At 73.7% G+C, this 19407-nt stretch carries 3 protein-coding genes; all 3 read right to left on the bottom strand.

Annotation, left to right across the window (positions count from 1 at the left end; translation table 11 throughout):
• Positions 1-3 precede the first annotated feature (3 nt).
• The 3 genes from AC07EG_RS23770 to AC07EG_RS23760 are packed head-to-tail and all read right to left on the bottom strand — an operon-like array spanning position 4 to position 19379.
• Positions 4-17691, bottom strand: coding sequence for an SDR family NAD(P)-dependent oxidoreductase (locus AC07EG_RS23770; protein WP_478255359.1), 17688 nt, complete (start codon positions 17689-17691; stop codon positions 4-6).
• A complete protein-coding gene (locus tag AC07EG_RS23765) occupies positions 17688-18647 on the bottom strand; it encodes an alpha/beta hydrolase family protein (RefSeq protein ID WP_478255358.1) in 960 nt (319 codons plus the stop codon). Before AC07EG_RS23765 ends, AC07EG_RS23770 begins: the two co-directional genes overlap by 4 nt.
• Before the next feature lie 33 nt (positions 18648-18680).
• Positions 18681-19379 carry a TioE family transcriptional regulator gene (locus AC07EG_RS23760; RefSeq protein ID WP_478255357.1) on the bottom strand — a complete coding sequence of 233 codons (699 nt, stop codon included), beginning with the start codon at positions 19377-19379 and terminating at the stop codon, positions 18681-18683.
• Positions 19380-19407 lie beyond the last annotated feature (28 nt).

The following is a 19407-nucleotide window of genomic DNA, read 5'->3' as shown; positions in this document are numbered from 1 at the left end:
TCGTCATCTTCTCCCGTTGCCCCTCTGTCCCAGTTCTTCGTCGAGAGCGTCGAAGAGTTCGTCGTCGCTCAGCGAATCGAGGTCGGCCGAGGCACCGTTGCCCGTACCGTTCTTGCCCCACTTCTGCACCAGTTCCGCCAGCCGCGCGGTCACCTCGGCCTGGCGTGCCGGGTCCATCGCGGCCAGTTCCGCCGCCAGCCGGTCGACCTCGTCCGCCGGCGCCAGTTCGGCCCGCAGGTATTCGGCGATCGCGCCGGGGGTCGGGTGGTTGAACACCAGGGTGGACGGCAGCCGCAGCCCGGTTTCGGCGGCGAGGCGGTTGCGGAGCTCCACCGCGGTCAGCGAGTCGAAGCCCATCGCGAGCAGGCCGCGGTCGGCGTCGATGCCGTCCGTTCCGGCGTGCCCGAGCACCTCGGCCACCGTGGTGGTGACCAGGTCCAGCAGCCGCCTGCGCTGTTCGGGCCCGGACAGCCCGGACAGCGCCGGTGCTTCCGCCGCGGCCCGGCGCACCGGCCGGCGCGGCACACCGCGGTAGAGCGGGTGGTCGGCGGTGAAGTCCAGCTTCGCCGCCACCAGCGCCGGGTGCTCACCGCCCAGCGCCGCGTCGAACAAGGCGAGCGCGTCACCGGGCAGCAGGGGCGCGACGCCGAGCTTGGCCAGCCGTGCGACGCCCACCGCGGACAGCGATTCGGTCATGCCGCCGCTGCCCGCCCACAGGCCCCAGGCCAGCGACACCGCGGGCAGCCCGGCCGCCTGCCGGTGGCGGGCCAGTTCGTCGAGGTAGGCGTTCGCCGCGGCGTAGGCGGCCTGGCCCGCGCTGCCCAGCGTGCCCGCGATCGAGGAGAACAACACGAAGGCGTCGAGGCCCAGGCCGCGGGTCAGCTCGTGCAGGTTCGCCGCGGCGGTGATCTTGGGCCGGGCGACCGCGTGCCACTGCGCTTCGGTGAGCGAGGTCAGCACGGCGTCGTCGAGCACCCCGGCGGCGTGGACCACGGCGGTGAGCGGGTGTTCGGCGGGGATGTCCGCGAGCACGCGGGCGAGCGCGTCCCGGTCGGCGGCGTCGCAGGCGACCACCCGCGCGTCCGGCCCGAGGTCGGCCGGTGCCTGCCCACCGCGGCGGCTGACCAGCAGCAGGTGCCGGATCCCGTGGCGGGTCACCAGGTGCCGGGCGAGGTGCTGGCCGAGGGCACCGGTGCCACCGGTGAGCAGGACGGTGCCTTCGGGATCGAGCGCGCGCCCGTTCGCGGTGGCCCGGACCAGGCGGGGCACCTGCACCTCACCCCGGCGCACCCGCAGTTCGGGGGCCCCGCTCGGCGGGGTGGCGGCCGGGTCGTCGGTGTCGATCAGGCAGAACCGGTCGCCGTGCTCGCGCTGGGCGGCCCGGACCAGGCCGCGGACGGCTGCGCCGGCCAGTTCACCCGCGCTGGTGACCACGGTCAGCTTGCGGCCGGTGTCCTCGGCCAGGTGCTGCTGGAGCGCGGTGGCGACCCGCCAGGTGGCCTGGTGCACGTCGGTGCCCTCGGCCCGCAGCACGTCGGTGTCCTCGGTGGGCAGCTGCGGGGCCGGTGCCCAGTCGACCCGGAACAGGTCCAGGCGCTTCGACGTCCGAACCGGACGGGTTTCCAGCGCGCCGACCGTGAGCACCGGCTGCCCGGCCGGGTCGGCCGCGCTGAGCTCGTACGCGCCGTCACCCGTGGGCCGCAGCCGGATGCGCAGTGAGCTCGCCCCGGTCGCGTGCAGGGCGACGTCGCGCCAGGCGAACGGCACCCGGGTTTCCGTGGTGTCCAGCGCCAGCAGGTGGAACGCGGAGTCGAGCAGCGCCGGGTGGATGCCGTGCCCGGCGGGATCGGCGTCGAGGTGCAACTCGGCGAACCGCTCGCCGTCGAATTCCCACACCGGGCCGAGGCACTGGAAGGCCGGGCCGTACTCGTAACCCTGCGCGGCGAGGCGGCCGTAGACGTCGCCGAGCTCGACCTCGGTGGCGCCGGCGGGCATCTCCCACGTCGCCGGTGTGGTGACCGGGGCGCGGAGGGTGCCTTCGGCGTGCTGGGTCCAGTCGCCGGCCGTGCGCGAGTGGATGGTGACGGTCTGGTCGTGCACCGCGACCTGGAGCTGCACGGCACCGGTCTCCGGGAGCACCAGCGGCGCCTGGACGGTCAGTTCCGCCAGTTCGGGCAGGCCCGCTTGCTCACCGGCGTGCAGCGCCAGTTCGACCAGCGCGGTCCCCGGCAGCAGCACGGTGCCGTCGATGGTGTGCTCGGCCAGCCACGACCGGCGGGCCAGCCGCCCGGTGCAGAGCAGGCCCCGGCCGCCGGCCAGGGTGACCGCCGCACCCAGCAGCGGGTGCTCGCTGGTGCCCAGTCCGGCGGCGGTCACGTCAGCGCCGCCGTCCGGCTGGTCCAGCCAGTACCGCTGCCGCTGGAAGGCGTAGGTCGGCAGGTCGACCCGCCGCCCGGTGAACAACGCGCTCCAGTCGACGGCGGTGCCCCGCAGGTGCACCCGGCCGAGTGCGGCCAGGAAGGCGCGTTCCTCGGCGCGGTCGGAGCGCAGGGTGGCGAACAGCTCGCCGTCCGGCACGCAGTCGGCGCCCATCGCGGTGAGCGTGTGCTGCGGTCCCAGTTCGACGAAGGTGCGCACGCCGAGTTCGTGCAGCCGCCGCATGCCGTCGGCGAACCGGACCGCGTGCCGCACGTGCCGCACCCAGTACCCGGGGTCGCGGAGTTCGGCCGCGGCCAGGTCACCGGTGAGGTTCGAGACCACCGGGAGCCGCGGTTCGTGGTAGGTCAGGGTTTCCGCGACCCGCCGGAACTCGTCGAGCATGCCGTCCATGTGGGGCGAGTGGAAGGCGTGGCTCACCCGCAGGCGGGTGCTCCGGCGGCCCTGTGCCTTCCAGGTGGCGGCGAGGTCGAGCACGGCGTCGCGGTCCCCGCTGATCACCGTGGCGGACGGCCCGTTCAGCGCGGCGATCGACACGTTGCCCCGCAGCGACGCGAGCACTTCGGCTTCGGTGGCCTCGATCGCCGCCATGCCGCCGTCGTCCCGGAGCCCCTGCATCAGGCGCCCGCGGGCGGCGACCAGGCGGCAGGCGTCGGCCAGCGACAGCACCCCGGCGACGTGGGCCGCCGCCAGCTCGCCGATGGAGTGGCCCACCACGTGCGACGGCTGGACGCCGAGCGATTCGTACAACCGGTAGAGCGCCACTTCCACGGCGAACAACGCGGGCTGGGTGTAGCCGGTGCGATCCAGTTCGTCGCCGGTGAACATGACCGTCTTCAGTGGACGGCCGAGTTCGGCGTCCAGGTGGGCGCAGGCGGCGTCCAGCGCTTCGGCGAACCGCGGGAAGTGCTCGTACAGGTCGCGGCCCATGCCCGGCCGCTGGGCGCCCTGACCGGTGAACAGGAACGCCATCCCGCCCTCGTCCGCCCTGGCCACGGTCGCGCCGAGCTCGGCCAGGCCGGCTCGCAGTTCCTCGCGGTCGGCGGCCACCACCACGGCACCCCGGTCGAGCCGCGGGCGGGTGGTGAGCAGCGAATGCGCGACGTCGGTGAGCGACTTGCCGTCCAGGTCGCCCGCGAGACGGGCGGCCTGTTCACGCACGGCGGCGTCGGTTCTGGCGGTGACCACGAACGGCAGCGGGCCGTCGTGTTCCGCCGCCGGTGGTTCCGGGGTTTCCGGGGCCTGTTCGAGGATCAGGTGCGCGTTGGTGCCGCTGATGCCGAACGACGACACCCCGGCGCGGCGTGGCCGGTCGCGGTCCCAGCCGACGGGCTCGGTCAGCAGCTCGACGGCTCCGGTGGACCAGTCGACGTGCGGGGACGGTGCGTCCACGTGCAGGGATCGCGGCAGGACGCCGTGGCGCATGGCCTGCACCATCTTGATGATCCCGGCGACCCCGGCGGCGGCCTGGGTGTGGCCGATGTTCGACTTGATCGAGCCGAGCCGCAGCGGTTCCTCCCGGTCCTGCCCGTAGGTCGCGAGCAGGGCTTGCGCTTCGATGGGATCGCCGAGGGTGGTGCCGGTGCCGTGGGCTTCCACGGCGTCCACTTCGGCCGGTTCCAGTCCGGCGTTCGCCAGTGCCTGCCGGATCACGCGTTCCTGGGACGGGCCGTTGGGCGCGGTGAGACCGTTGCTCGTGCCGTCCTGGTTGACCGCGCTGCCCCGGATCACCCCGAGCACCTGGTGCCCGTTGCGCTGGGCGCCGGAGAGCCGTTCGAGCAGGAGCAACCCGGCGCCTTCGCTCCACGCGGCACCGTTCGCGCCCGCGGCGAACGACTTGCACCGGCCGTCGGCCGAGAGCCCGCGCTGGCGGCTGAACTCGACGAACACCGCCGGGGTCGCCATCACGGTCACGCCACCGGCGAGCGCCAGCGAGCATTCGCCGTTGCGCAGCGCCTGCGCCGCGAGGTGGACGGCGACCAGCGACGAGGAGCACGCGGTGTCGACGGTGACCGCCGGACCCTCCAGCCCGAAGGTGTAGGCGACGCGGCCCGATGCCACGCTGCCCGCGCTGCCGCTGACCAGGTAACCCTCGACGTCCTTCGGCGGGTTCTCCAGCAGCCGGGAGGCGTAGTCGTCGTACATGATCCCGGCGAACACCCCCGTGTCGCTGCCCCGCAGCGCGGCCGGGTCGAGGCCGGCGCGTTCGAAGGTCTCCCACGCGGTCTCCAGCAGCAGCCGCTGCTGGGGGTCGGTGGCGGACGCCTCACGCGGGCTGATGCCGAAGAACTCGGGGTCGAACTCGTCGGCGTCGTGCAGGAAGCCGCCGTGCCGCACGTACGAGGTGCCCTGCGCGTCCGGGTCGGGGTCGTACAACCGGTCCAGGTCCCAGCCGCGGTTGACCGGGAACTCGGAGATCGCGTCGGTGCCCGCGTCGACCAGCCGCCACAGGTCCTCGGGGGAACGCACCCCGCCGGGGAAGCGGCAGCCCATCGCGACGATGGCGATCGGCTCGTCGTGGCCGGTGCTCGCCTTGACCCGGGTACGGCCGGCGCGGGTGCCGCCGAGGTGGTCGCGCAGGAATCCGGCGACGGCCTGCGGGGTCGGGTGGTCGAACACCAGCGTCGCGGGCAGGCGCGTGCCCGCCGCCTCGCCGAGCCGGTTGCGGAGTTCGACCGAGGTGAGCGAGTCGAAGCCGAGGTCCTTGAACGCCCGGTCGGCCGGGACCTGCTGGGCACCGGCGTGCCCGAGCACGGCGGCCGCGTGCGTGCGGACCAGTTCGGTCAGCAGCTTGAGCCGCTCGGCGGGCTCGGCCTCGGCCAGGCGCTGGGCCAGTCCGGTGGTGACCCGGCGGGCCGGGGCGCGGACGAGACCGGCGAACAGCGGTGGCAGCGAGCCCGCCGCGGCCCGGCCACGCAGGGCGGCGAGGTCGAGCCGGGCGGGCACCCGCACGCCGTGCCGCACCGAGTCGAACAACGCCAGGCCCTCGGCGGTGGTCATCGGGGCGAAGCCGCTCTGGGCGAGGCGGCGGCGGTCGGCGTCGGTGAGGTGCCCGGTCATGCCGGTCTCCTCGGCCCAGTACCCCCAGGCGAGGCTGCTGCCGGGCAGGCCGAGGTCCCGGCGGTGGGCGGCGAGCGCGTCGAGGAAGGCGTTCGCGGCGGCGTAGGCGGCCTGCCCGGCGGTGCCCGCCACCCCGGCCACCGAGGAGAACAGGACGAACGCCGACAGCTCGCGGTCCTGGGTCAGTTCGTGCAGGTGCCAGGCGGCGTCCACCTTCGGCGGCAACACCGTGAACAGGTGCTCTGAATCGAGAGCAGTGATCACGGAATCGTCCAGCGCGCCCGCCGCGTGCACCACGGCGGTCAGTCCGGGCAGGCCGTCGAGCAGGTCCTCGAGCGCCTGCCGGTCGGCGGCGTCGCAGCGGACGACCTCGACTTCGGCGCCGAGCGCGGTGAGTTCGGCCCGCAGTTCGGCCGCCCCGGGTGCGTCCGGGCCGCGACGGCTGGTCAGCACCAGGTGCCGCACGCCGTGGGTGCTCACCAGGTGCCGGGCGAGCAGGCTGCCGAGCACCCCGGTGCCGCCGGTGAGCAGCACCGTGCTGCCCAGCTCCGGCCGTTCCGGTGGTGCCTTGACCAGCCGCGGCACGTATGCGGTGTCCCCGCGCACGAGGAGCTGGGGTTCCCCGGAGGCGACGGCGGCGTTCAGCGCGTCCGTGGTGGCGTCCTGCACGTCGGCGAGCACGAACCGGCCCGGGTGCTCGGTCTGCGCGGAGCGCACCAGGCCCCACGCCGCTGCGCCCGCCAGGTCCTCCACGGCCTCACCGGGCAGGGTGACCGCACCCCGGGTGCGGACGACCAGCTTCGCGGTGTGCTCGGCGGCCAGCCATTCCCGCAGCTCGACGACCAGGTTCTCCAGGACCTCGTGCGTGTTGGCCGGCACGCCGTGCGCACCGGGCAGGCAGTCGACGACCTCGTACTCGGGTGCGGGCTCGGTGCCCGGCGACAGCCGCGACCACTCGACCGCATACAGCTCCTGCTCGGCGCGCTGGAGCTTGCTCGCGTCGATCGGCCTGGTCACCAGTGCGTCGACGCGGAGCACCGGAATGTCGTCCGGAGTGGACATCCGCAGCGTGAAGGTGTCCCGCTGCCGGGTGACGTGGACCCGCAGCGCGGTGGCGCCGGTGGTGAACCGGGACACACCCGACCACGAGAACGGCAGCATCACCTGTCCCGCCTCGGTGTCGTCGGCGGCCAGCGCGACGGTGTGCAGTGCGGCGTCGAGCAGCGCCGGGTGGAGGCCGAACGCTTGCGCCTGCAGTGCCTCCGGCAGCTGCACCTCGGCGAACAACTCGTCACCGGCGCGCCAGGCGGCGACCACGCCCTGGAAGGCGGGACCGTAGTCGTAACCCCGCAGCGCGAGCTTCTCGTACAGCTCGACGGCCTCGATCGGTTCGGCGTGCTCCGGCGGCCAGGCCGGCAGGGACCCGGGCTCGGCCGGTTCGCCCGCGAGCTGCCCGGAGGCGTGCCGGGTCCACGGCTCGCCGTCTGCCCGCGAGTGGATCTCGACCGCCCGCCCGCCGTCTTCGTCCGGCGAGCCGACGGTGACCCGCAACTGCCGGGCGTGCTCGGTGAGCACCAGCGGCGCGTGCAGGGTCAGTTCGGCGAGCTGCTCGCATTCGGCGAGCCTGCCCGCTTCGAGCGCGAGCTCGGCGAACGCGGCACCCGGCAGCAACACGGTGCCGAACACCCGGTGGTCGGCGAGCCACGGCAGGGACCGCGGGTCCGGCCGCCCGGTGAGCACCAGCGCGCCGTCGGTGAGCTCCACGGTGGCGCCGAGCAGCGGGTGCGCGGTGGCGTCGAGCCCGGCTGCGGTCACGTCGCCGGTGCGGCCGGGGTCGTCCAGCCAGTACCGCTGCCGCTGGAAGGCGTAGGTGGGCACCTCGGCCGGGCGGACGCCGTCGAAGTCCCAGCGCACGGTGGTGCCGCGGACGTGCACGCGGGCAGCCGAGTCCAGGAAGCGGGCCCAGCCCTCGTCCCGGCGCAGCGTGCCGGTCACCACGGCGTCGGTCTCCAGCGCGTCGAGCGTGCCCTGGACACCGACGGTCAGCACCGGGTGCGCGCTCGCTTCGACGAACACGCGGTGGCCGTGCTCGGCGAGCTTGCGGGTCGCCGGTTCGAACAGCACCGGCTGGCGCAGGTTGCGGTACCAGTAGGCGGCGTCCAGTTCGGCGGTGTCGATCGGCTCACCGGTGACGGTCGAGTAGAACGCGATGTCGGCGGTGCGCGGGGTGATGGGCGCCAAGTCGGCGAGCACCTGTTCGCGGATCGCCTCGACGTGCACCGAATGTGAGGCGTAGTCCACCGGGATGCGGCGGGCCCGGATGTTCCGGATGTCCCGGGTGTCCCGGGTGTCCCGGGTGTCACTGCCTTCGCAGTCGGCGAGCAACTGGTCGAGTGCGGCGGCGTCGCCGGAGACCACGGTGGACGACGGGCCGTTGACCGCGGCGATGCCGAGACCGTCGCGGCCCCTCAGCAGCGCTTCGGTGGCGTCGGCGGCCAGCGGCACCGAAACCATGCCGCCCAGTCCGGAGATCTCCCGGATCGCCTTGCTCCGCAGTGCCACGATGCGGGCGGAGTCCTCGAGGGACAGCGCTCCGGCGACGTGGGCGGCGGCGATCTCACCCTGCGAATGCCCGGCGACGGCGTCCGGTTCGACGCCGATCGACCGCCACAGCGCCGCCAGCGAGACCATCACCGCCCACAACACCGGCTGCACCACGTCGACCCGGTCGAAGCCCTCACCCCGAAGCGCTTCTTCGAGGGACCAGTCGATGTGGGGTGCCAGCGCGTCGGCGCAGGCGGTCAGCTGGTCGCGGAACACCGGCGAGCGCTCCAGCAGGCCGAGCGCCATGCCCGCCCACTGCGACCCCTGTCCGGGGAACACGAAGACGGTCTTGCCGGGGGTGGCCGAGCCCAGCGCCGCGTTCGACGCGGGCTCCCCGGCGGCGATCGAATCCAGCCCGAGCAGGAAGTCCTCGCGGTCCGCGGCGAGCACCACCGCCCGGTGCGGCAGCACCGCCCGCCGGGCCAGCGCCGCGCCGATCCCGTTCAGGTCCGGCTCGGCCAGTTCGGCCACGTGCGCCCGCACCTGCCGCACCTGCTCGCGCAACGACTGCTCGTTGACCGCCGACACCGCCCACGGCACCAGGCCCGGCGGCGCGGGGGTGTGGTCGTCGGCCGGGGCCTGTTCGAGGATGACGTGCGCGTTGGTGCCGCTGATGCCGAACGCGGACACCGCCGCCCGGCGTGGCCGGTCGCGGTCCCAGCCGACGGGCTCGGTCAGCAGCTCGACGGCGCCCGCCGACCAGTCGACGTGCGGGGACGGTGCGTCCACGTGCAGGGATCGCGGCAGGACGCCGTGGCGCATGGCCTGCACCATCTTGATGACCCCGGCGACCCCGGCGGCGGCCTGGGTGTGGCCGATGTTCGACTTGATCGAGCCGAGCCGCAGCGGTTCCTCCCGGTCCTGCCCGTAGGTCGCGAGCAGGGCTTGCGCCTCGATCGGGTCGCCGAGGGTGGTGCCGGTGCCGTGGGCTTCCACGGCGTCCACCTCGGCCGGTTCGAGCCCGGCGTTGGCCAGCGCCTGCCGGATGACCCGCTGCTGCGACGGCCCGTTCGGCGAGGTCAGCCCGTTCGACGCACCGTCCTGGTTGACCGCCGAGCCCCGCAGCACACCGAGGATGCGGCGGCCGTGGCGCCGGGCGTCGGAGAGGCGTTCGAGCAGGACCAGCCCGGCGCCTTCGGACCACCCCGTGCCGTCGGCGGCCGCGGCGAACGGCTTGCACCGGCCGTCGGCGGACAGCCCGCGCTGGCGGCTGAACTCGACGAAGACGTTCGGCGTGGCCATCACGGTGACCCCGCCGGCCAGCGCCAGCGAGCACTCGCCGCTGCGCAGGGCCTGGCTCGCCAGGTGCATGGCCACCAGCGAGGAGGAGCAGGCGGTGTCGATGGTGACCGCCGGGCCCTCCAGCCCGAAGGTGTAGGCGATGCGGCCGGACGCCACGCTGGTGGTGTTGCCGGTGAGCAGGTGACCTTCGTAACCGTCGGGCGCACTGCCCAGCCGGGTGCCGTAGTCGTCGTACATCACCCCGGCGAACACGCCGGTGTCACTGCCGCGGAGTGCTTCCGGCGAGATCCCGGCCCGTTCGAACGCTTCCCACGCGGTCTCCAGCAGCAGGCGCTGCTGCGGATCGGTCGCGGTCGCCTCGCGCGGGCTGATGCCGAAGAACTCGGCGTCGAACTCGGCGGCGTCGTAGAGGAAGCCGCCGTGCTCGGCGTACGTGGTGCCGTGGTGCTCGGGGTCGGGGTGGTGGAGGTGGTCGAGGTCCCAGCCGCGGTCGGCGGGGAACTCGGCGATCGCGTCCACGCCGTCGGCGACCAGCCGCCACAGGTCCTCGGGGGTGCGCACGCCGCCGGGGTAGCGGCAGGCCATCGCGACGATGGCGATCGGCTCACCGGTGTCCGCCGTGGTGCCCGCGGGTGCTCCGGTCTTCGCCGGGCCGCCGAACCCGGTGTGCAGGAACTCGATCAGCGCCGCCGGGCTGGGGTGGTCGAAGACCATCGTGGTCGGCAGGCGCAGCCCGGTCGCGGTGTTGAGGCGGTTGCGCAGTTCGACCGCGGTGAGCGAGTCGAAGCCCAGTTCCTTGAACGCCCGTCCGGGTTCGATGGTGGCGTTCGCGTCCAGCCCGAGCACCACGGCGACCTGCGTGCGGACCAGTTCGGTCACCGCGCGGGTGCGTTCGGCGGCCGGGAGGGCCCGCATGCGCTCGGTCCACGAGCCACCGGTCTCCGGCTGGTCCTCGACACGACGGCGCACGGGACGGCGGAGGCCGTGGAACAGCGGCGGCAGGGTGGTGGAACTCAGGTCCAGCTTCGCCGGGACGAGGGCGGGGCGGTCGCTGCCGAGCGCGGCGTCGAGCAGCGCCAGCCCCTCTTCGGTGGGCAGCGGCGCGATGCCGGTGCGGGCCATCCTGGCGCGGTCGCCGGCGCTCATCGCGCTGGTCAGGCCGCTGCTCTCGGCCCACAGGCCCCAGGCGAGGCTGGTCGCGGGCAGGCCGCGGGCGTGGCGGTGGTGAGCCAGGCCGTCGAGGAAGGCGTTGGCCGCGGCGTAGTTCGCCTGACCGGGGCTGCCGATGGTGGCGGTGACCGAGGAGAACAACACGAACGCGTCCAGGTCCCCGGTCAGTTCGTGCAGGTGGAGCGCGGCGTCCACCTTGGGCCGCAACACCGAGGACAGGTGCTCCGGATCGAGAGCGGTGATCACGGAATCGTCCAGCACGCCCGCCGCGTGGAAGACCGCGGTGAGCGACGGGATGCCGTCGAGCAACTCCTCCAGCGCCTCCCGATCGGCGGCGTCGCAGGCGGTGACGGTCACGTCGGCACCGGCCGCGCGGAGTTCGTCCTGCAGCTCGGGGGCGTGCCCGCGGCGGCTGGTCAGCACCAGGCGGCGCACCCCGTGCCGGTGCACCAGGTGCCGGGCGACCAGGGCGCCGAGCACCCCGGTCCCGCCGGTGATCAGCACCGTGCCGTCCGGGTCGAGCACCCGGTCCGCCGGCGCGGCCCCGGTGCGGGCGAGCCGGGGCGCGAACACGCGACCACCGCGCACGGCGACCTGCGGCTCACCGGTGACCAGCACCGGCCCGTCCGTGTCCACCAGCACGAAGCGGCCGGGGTGCTCGGTCTGGGCGGACCGGACCAGGCCCCACACCGCGGCCGCGCCCAGGTCGTCGACGCCCTCACCGGGCCGGGTCGAGACGGCCCCGCTGGTCGCGATCACCAGCGGGTCGCCGGTGTCCGCCCGCAGGTGCGCCTGGACCGCCGCCAGGGCAGCCGCGGTCACGGTGTGCACGTCGGCACCGCCGAAGGTGACCGCCTCCGCGGGCCGTCCACCGGTGACCTCCACCCAGTCCACCGCGTACAGCGAGTCGAGGTGGGTGGCACCCGCACTGGCGAGCAGCTCGGCCGGCACCGGCCGCAGCAGCAGGGAATCGGCCGACGCCACCGGGAGTCCCGAGGAGTCCGCCAGTGCGAGTGCCACCCGGTCCGCGCCGTGGGGGGCGACGCGGACACGCAGCGCGGCGGCTCCCGCCGCGCCGAGCCGGACACCGTCCCAGGAGAAGGGGAGCGGGATCTCCCCGTCGCCGTGGGACAGCGGCACCAGCCCGACCACCGCGTGCAGCGCGGCGTCGAGCAGGGCCGGGTGGAGGCCGAAGCCGGCCGCGCCCGCGGGGTCGGGCAGCCGGACCTCGGCGTAGACCTCGGTACCGAGCCGCCAGGCCGACCGCAGGCCGCGGAAGGCCGGGCCGTAGTCGTAACCGCGTTCGGCGAGCCGGTCGTAGCTGCCGCCGAGGTCGACCGGCTCCGCCCCGGCGGGCGGCCACGGCCCGGTCAGCTCGGCGACCCCGTCCGCCTCCGCACCGAGCACCCCGGTCGCGTGCAGGGTCCACCGCGCACCGGTGCGGGAGAAGATCCGGACCTCCTCGCCGTGCACCACCACCTGGACCCGGACGCCGTCTTCTGCGGGCAGAAGCAGGGGCGCGCGCAGGGTCAGTTCGGTCAGCGAGGGGTATCCGGCCTGCTCACCGGCGTGCAGGGCGAGTTCGACGAAGGCGGTGCCCGGCAGCACGACGGTGCCGCGCACGGCGTGGTCGGCCAGCCACGGGTGGGTGCGCAGCGACAGCCGCCCGGTCAGCACCAGCCGGTCCTCCTCGGCGAACGCGACCGCGGCGCCGAGCAGCGGGTGCCCGGCCGGGTCCAGTCCGGCGGCGGCCGGGTCGGCGGTGGTGGCCGGGGTGTCCAGCCAGTACCGCTGCCGCTGGAAGGCGTAGGTGGGCAGCTCGATGGTGCGGGTCCCGGGGTCGAACACCGCGGCCCAGTCGATCCGGGCGCCCGCCACGTGCAGGTGCGCGGCCGACTTGAGGAAGCGGTCCCAGCCGCCGTCGTCGCGGCGGAGGGTGCCGGTGACCGTGCCGGTGTCGTCGAGCGTCTCGCCGATGCCGTTGGTCAGCACCGGGTGCGCGCTCGATTCGACGAACACCCGGTGGCCGTCGGCGGCGAGCCGCCGGATCGCCGGTTCGAACAGCACCGGGCGGCGCAGGTTGCGGTACCAGTAGGCGGCGTCCAGTTCGGCGGTGTCGATCGGCTCACCGGTGACGGTCGAGTAGAACGCGATGTCGGCGGTGCGCGGGGTGATCCCGGCGAGCGCGTCGAGCAGCTCCTCGCGGATGGCTTCGACGTGCGGGGTGTGGGAGGCGTAGTCCACCGGGATGCGGCGGGCGCGCACGCCCTCGTCGGCGAGCAGTTCGCCGAGCGCGGCCGGTTCCCCGGCGACCACCGTCGAGCCGGGCCCGTTGATCGCGGCCACGTGGATGCGGTCCGGCCAGCGGCGCAGCAGCCGTTCGGTGTCGGCGGCGGGCAGTGGCACCGAGACCATGCCGCCGGTCCCGGCCAGCGCGACGATCGCCTTGCTGCGCAGCGCGGCGATGCGGGCCGAGTCCTGGAGGGACAGCGCCCCGGCGACGTGGGCGGCGGCGATCTCACCCTGCGAATGGCCGACCACCGCGTCCGGCTCGACGCCGATCGAGCGCCAGAGCGCGGCCAGCGAGATCATCACCGCCCAGAGCACGGGCTGGACCAGGTCCACGCGGTCGATGGGCGCGCCCCCACGCAGGACGTCCAGCAGGGAGAAGCCGGTGTGCGGGGCCAGTGCCTCGGCGCAGGCTTCCAGCTGGGTGCGGAACACCGGGGAGGTGTCGAGCAACGCGGTGGCCATGCCGGCCCACTGCGAGCCCTGACCCGGGAAGACGAACACCGTGCGCCCGGCCGGCCGGGTGCTCCCGAGCACCGTCAGCGGGTTCTCGGTCCCGTTCGCCAGTGCCGTCAGGTTCGCCCTCAGTTCCTGCTCACCGTCGCCGAGCACCACGGCGCGGTGGTCGAACGACGGCCGGGTGGTGGCCAGTGAGAAGCCGAGCTCGGCGGGGCCGCCGGGGTGCTCGGCCAGCCGCGCGGCCTGCTCCCGGAGCGCACCTTCGGTCTTGGCCGAGAGCAGCCACGGAATCGTGCGAGCCACCGGTGCGGGCTCGGCGGGGGCGGTCTCGGGGGCCTGTTCGAGGATGAGGTGGGCGTTCGTGCCGCTGATGCCGAACGACGACACCCCGGCGCGGCGCGGGCGGTCCCGCTGCCACTCGACCGGCTCGGTCAGCAGCTCCACGGCCCCCGACGACCAGTTCACGTGCGGCGAAGGCGCGTCGACGTGCAGGGTTTTCGGCAGCACCCCGTGCCGCATGGCCATGACCATCTTGATCACACCGCCGACCCCGGCCGCCGCCTGGGTGTGGCCGATGTTCGACTTGAACGAGCCCAGTTGCAGCGGTTCCGCCCGGTCCTGCCCGTAGGTGGCGAGCAGCGCGTCGGCTTCGATCGGGTCACCGAGGGTGGTGCCGGTGCCGTGGGCTTCCACGGCGTCCACCTCGGCCGGTTCCAGTCCGGCCACGGCCAGCGCCGCCCGGATGACGCGTTCCTGCGACGGGCCGTTGGGCGCGGTCAGCCCGTTGGACGCGCCGTCCTGGTTGATCGCCGAGCCGCGGATCAGGCCGAGCACCGGGTGCCCGTTCCGCCGCGCGTCCGAAAGGCGTTCGAGCAGCAGCACCCCGGCGCCCTCGGCCCAGCCCGTGCCGTCCGCGCCCGCGGCGAACGCCTTGCACCGGCCGTCGGCGGACAGCCCGCGCTGACGGCTGAACTCGACGAACATGCCCGGCGTCGCCATCACCGCCGCGCCGCCGGCCAGCGCCAGCGAGCACTCGCCGTGCCGCAGCGCCTGCGCCGCCAGGTGCAGTGCCACCAGTGACGAAGAGCACGCGGTGTCCACGGTGACCGCCGGGCCACCGAAGCCGAAGGTGTAGGCGATGCGCCCGGACGCGACGCTGGTGGTGTTCCCGGTGAGCAGGTAACCGCCGCCCTCGGTGCCTTCGTGCAGCCGCGGCCCGTAGTCCTGCGCCATCGCGCCGATGAACACCCCGGTGCCGCTGCCGTGCAGCGAAGCCGGGTCGATGCCCGCGCGCTCGATCGCCTCCCACGAGGTCTCCAGCAGCAGCCGCTGCTGCGGGTCCATCGCGGCGGCCTCGCGGGCGTTGATGCCGAAGAACGCCGGGTCGAAGGCGTCGGCGTCGTGCAGGAAACCGCCGTGCCGGGTGTAGGAGCGGCCGGGCTGGTCGGGGTCCGGGTCGTACAGACCGCCGAGGTCCCAGCCGCGGTTGCCGGGGAACTCGGTGATCGCGTCCACGCCGTCGGCGACCAGCCGCCACAGCTCGTCGGGTGTGGTGATGCCGCCGGGGTAGCGGCAGCCCATCGCGACGATGGCGATCGGCTCGCCGGACACCGCGGCCGGGACCTCCTCCACCGGCTCCGGCGCGTCCTGCGCCGCCGTCCGCAGGTGGCGGGCGAGCGCGGCCGGGGTGGGGTGGTGGTAGATCAACGCGGCGGGCAGGTCCAGGCCGGTCGCGGTGCTGAGGTGGTCACGCAGTTCGACGGCGGTCAGCGAATCGAAGCCGAGTTCCTTGAAGGTGTGGCCGGCCTCGACCGAGTCCGTCGTGCTGTGCCCGAGAACGGCGGCGATGGCGGTGCGGACCAGGTCGAGCGGATCCTGCTCGGCCGAGGTCTCGGCACGCTCGATCGCCGGCCGGGTGGTCTCGCCGAACCAGTGGCGTTCCCGCTGGAAGGCGTAGGTGGGCAGGCTGATGCGACGGGCGTTGCCGAACGCCTGCGACCAGTCGACCGCGGCCCCCGAATTGTGCGCGGAAGCGAGCGCGTTGAGGAAGGTGCGCTCCTCGCGGCGACCGTCACGCAGCATCGACGCCGTGGTGATCCGGGAATCGGTGTCCCGGGCCATGCCGCACAGCACCGGGTCCGGGCCCAGTTCGACAAAATTGGTGACCCCGGCGCCGGCCAGGAACCGCACGCCGTCGGCGAAGCGCACGGCGTGCCGGATGTGGTCGGCCCAGTAACCGGGTGAGCACAACTGCTCGTCGGTGGCGAGTTCACCGGTCAGATTGGAAACGATCGGCAGCCGGGACGACGCGAAACTGAGTCCGCCCGCCAATTCGCGGAATTCGTCCAGCACAGCTTCCATCTGCGGCGAGTGGAACGCGTGGCTCACCCGCAGTTGCTTGGCTTTCCGGCCGCCGGCCCGCCAGGTGCGGGCCAGTTCGAGCAGGGTGTCGTGGTCGCCGGACAGGACCACCGAATCGGGGCCGTTGATCGCCGCGACGTCCACCCCGCCGGTGAGCAGCGCCCGCACCTCGGCTTCGGTGCCCTTGAACGAAACCATCGCGCCGCGGGCGGACACCGACTGCATCAGCCGGCCGCGGGCGGCGACCAGCGAGCACGCGCCCGGCAGGGTGAGCACCCCGGCGGCGTGGGCCGCGGCCAGTTCGCCGATCGAATGCCCGAGCAGCAGCTCCGGGCGCAGTCCCCAGGACTCCGCCAGCCGGAACAACGCGACACCGAGGGTGAACAACGCGGGCTGCGTGTACCGGGTCTGCCCGAGCGCCGCCGCGTCGGTGAACATGATGTCCCGCAGCGGCCGATCCAGGTGGTGGTCGAACCGCGCGCAGATCTCGTCGACGGCCGTCGCGAACACCGGATACCGGTCGTAGAGTTCCCGTCCGGCACCCGCCCGCTGGCTGCCCTGGCCGGGGAAGAGGAACGCGACTTTCGCTTCCCCGGCCACACCCGGCCGCAGCACCTTCAGGTTCTCGCGCAATTCCTCGACGGATTCCGCGAGCACCACAGCCCGGTGTTCGTGGTGCGTACGAGTGTGTGCCAGCGAGAAACCGAGATCCGCGATGTTCTGGTCGTCGACGAAATCACCGAGCCGATCCGCCTGCGCCCGCAGCGCCGGAGCGGATTTTGCCGAAAGCAACACCGGAACCACACCGGTGGCGGGCGAAGAAGCCGCCACGCGCTCCGGTCCTTCGGAAAGCACCAGGTGGCAGTTGGTGCCGCCCATGCCGAACGAACTCACCCCGGCCACGCGCGGCCCGTGCCACGGCTCGAGTTCCTGTTGCACGGCGAGGCGGTCGAAGTCGATCGCCGGATTGGGTTCGGCGAAGTTCAAGCTCGGCGGCAACGCCCGGTGGTGGATGCTCAACGCCACCTTGAGCAGGCCGACGATGCCCGCCGCGCCCTCCAGGTGCCCGACGTTGGTCTTGGCCGAACCCACCCGCAGCCGGTGCTCCCCGAACGCGGCGGTCAGCGCCCGCGCCTCGATCGGATCACCGACCCGGGTGCCGGTGCCGTGCAGCTCGATGTAGGACGGCAGCCCCGCCGACACCTGGTACGCCTTGCGCAGCAACGCTTCCTGGGCGAGCGCGTTCGGCACGGTGAGGCCGTCGGTGGCACCGTCGTTGTTGACCGCGCCACCGCGGATGACCGCGTAGACCCGGTCGCCGTCCTCGATGGCCCGCGCCAGCGGCTTGAGCACCACCAGCCCGCCGCCCTCACCGCGGACGTAACCGTCGGCACGGGCGTCGAAGGTGTAAGCCCGGCCACTCGGGGAGAGCCCGCCGAACTGGGCCGCGGTCAGCGTGCTCTCCGGTGCCAGGTTCAGGTTCACCCCACCGGCGAGCGCGAGCGTGGCTTCGCCGTTGCGCAGGCTCTCGACCGCCAGGTGCACGGCGACCAGCGAAGACGACTGCGCGGAGTCGACGGTCACCGAAGGCCCGCGCAGGCCGAGGGTGTAGGAGACGCGGTTGGCGATGATGCCCCGGTTCGTGCCGGTCAGGGTGTGCTGGTTGATCAGCCCCGCGCGCTGCATGAGCGTGCCGTAGTCACCGCCGATGGCACCGAGGAACACGCTCGCGTCGGTGCCGCGCACGTCGCCGGGCACGATGCCGGCGTCCTCCAGCGCCTCCCACGCCAGCTCCAGCACCAGCCGCTGCTGCGGGTCCATGATCGCCGCTTCGCGGGGGGAGATGCCGAAGAAGGCGGCGTCGAAATCGGCCACCCCGTCCAGGAACCCGCCGCGGTCGGCCCCCGGCGGCACCGGGGTGCCCTGGTCCCAGCGATCGGCGGGCACGGTGGTGATCGCGTCCACGCCGTCCCGCAGCAGCGCCCAGAAGCGCTGGGGGTCCGGCGCCTGCGGCAGGCGGCAGGAAAGTCCGACGATCGCGATCTCGTTCACGGACGCCCTTTCAGTCATTTGGCGGTCATCGCCCGGAGGGACCGGGTCAGCCACGCCCCGGTCTGCGCGGTGTGGGCGGGGGAGCCGTGCACGTCGTCGTGCTCCAGCAGGCCGAACCGCCGCACGTGCGTGGAAAGCAGCTCGATGTCCCGCGGCGGGATGATTTCGTCGCGCTTGCTGGCGACGTAGGCGACCGGCACGTCGATCGAGGCGAGTTCGCCGGGCGTCAGCGCCCAGTCGGCCAGGCCCTCGGGCTTCTCGCCGGTCAGGTGCACGATCGTGTCGACGGTGACGCGCGGCAGCGCCTGCTGCCAGGCGGTGTCGGTGAAGAACCCGTGCACCGGGGCACCGACGGTGAGGATGCCCGCGATGCGCGGGTCGTGCGCCGCGCAGCGCAGGGCGAGGTGACCGCTGAAGCTCATCATCATCGCGTACGCCTCGTCCGCGCCGAGCGCGTCGAGGATCGCCGGGATCATCCGCCAGCTGCCGTCGTCGTAGGGCAGCGAGTTGCCGCCGGTCCGGGGGAGTTCGGTGACCACCCCGGACAACCCGGCCTGGATCAGCTGGAGCAGCAGGCCCGCCCACTGCTCCTTGATGCTGACGATGCCCCCGGAGATCAGCACGAGCGGCCCGATGCCGCCGCGCCAGCAGCGGATCACCCCGGCTGGGGTGTCCACTTGGAACGGTTCGAGGCCGTGGCCGGACCGGGCGAAGGTGTCCACGGCCCGGTCGAGCGCCTGCTGCCGCGCGGGCCCGTCGACGAACGGGAACCGCGCCATCGTGTAGAGCCGGCTCGCTTCGGTCAGCGATTCGCTGGCTTCGGCCGCACGGGACCATTCTCCGGTCCACGAACCGGGAGCGTCCCCGTCGTCACTGGTGATCCGGCCGAGCACCGCTTCGGTCAGCTCGGGCGCGATGCCCTGCGTCCTGGCGTGCACGAGGGCGAACTGCTTCAGCTCCTCGACATCGTTCATGCCAACATGGTTGGGTCTTCACCCAAAGCTGCCCTAAACCGCTGCTAGCCGCAGGTAGCCGTGCACCCGCGTGGCGGCCTCCAGCATCGCGACGCCCTGCGCGGTCAGCTTCCGCTGCCAGTCCGCCAGTGCGCGGGAAAGCTCGTCCGTGCCACCGGCCGTCCGGATCTGCCGCACCACGGCGGCGATGTGCTCCAGCGGATAACCCCCGCGCCGCAACAGGTGCGCGAGTTCGGCGTCGCGCAGGTCGCCCGCGCGGTAGACGCGGTAGCCGGTGGCCGGGTCCCGGACGGGGGTGAGGATGCCGGCCTGCTCCCAGTTGCGCAGGGTCGCCCGGGTGACGCGGAGCCGGTGCGCGAGTTCGCCGATGTTCCACGTACCGGTTCGCGGCGGGACCCCGGCATCGGTGAGGTGGCCGATGGCCGTGCTGACCGCGTCGAGGGTTTCGCGGTCCTTCAGCAGCTGGGCGTGCCCGCGGTCGATGGCGGTGAGCGCGTCGTCGAGGGCGCCGCGGTGCAGTGCCCGCATGATCTCGCCGGCGGTCGCGTGCCCGTGGGCGCGGATGAGCGCGAGGTAGGCGCGGAGCGCGGCGGCGTGCACCTCGGTGTAGACGCGGTAGCCGCTGGCGGTGCGTTCGGCGGGCGGGAGGCAGCCGTCCTGCTCGTAGTTGCGCACCGCCTGGGTCGAAAGGCCGTGCTCGCGGGCTAGGTCGGCGGGTCGCAGGTTTCTCACTGGTTTGAGACTTTACCCCGATTTCGTC

This window comes from Amycolatopsis sp. NPDC045836, assembly GCF_056431745.1.
This window is presented reverse-complemented; position numbering and strand designations above follow the sequence as displayed.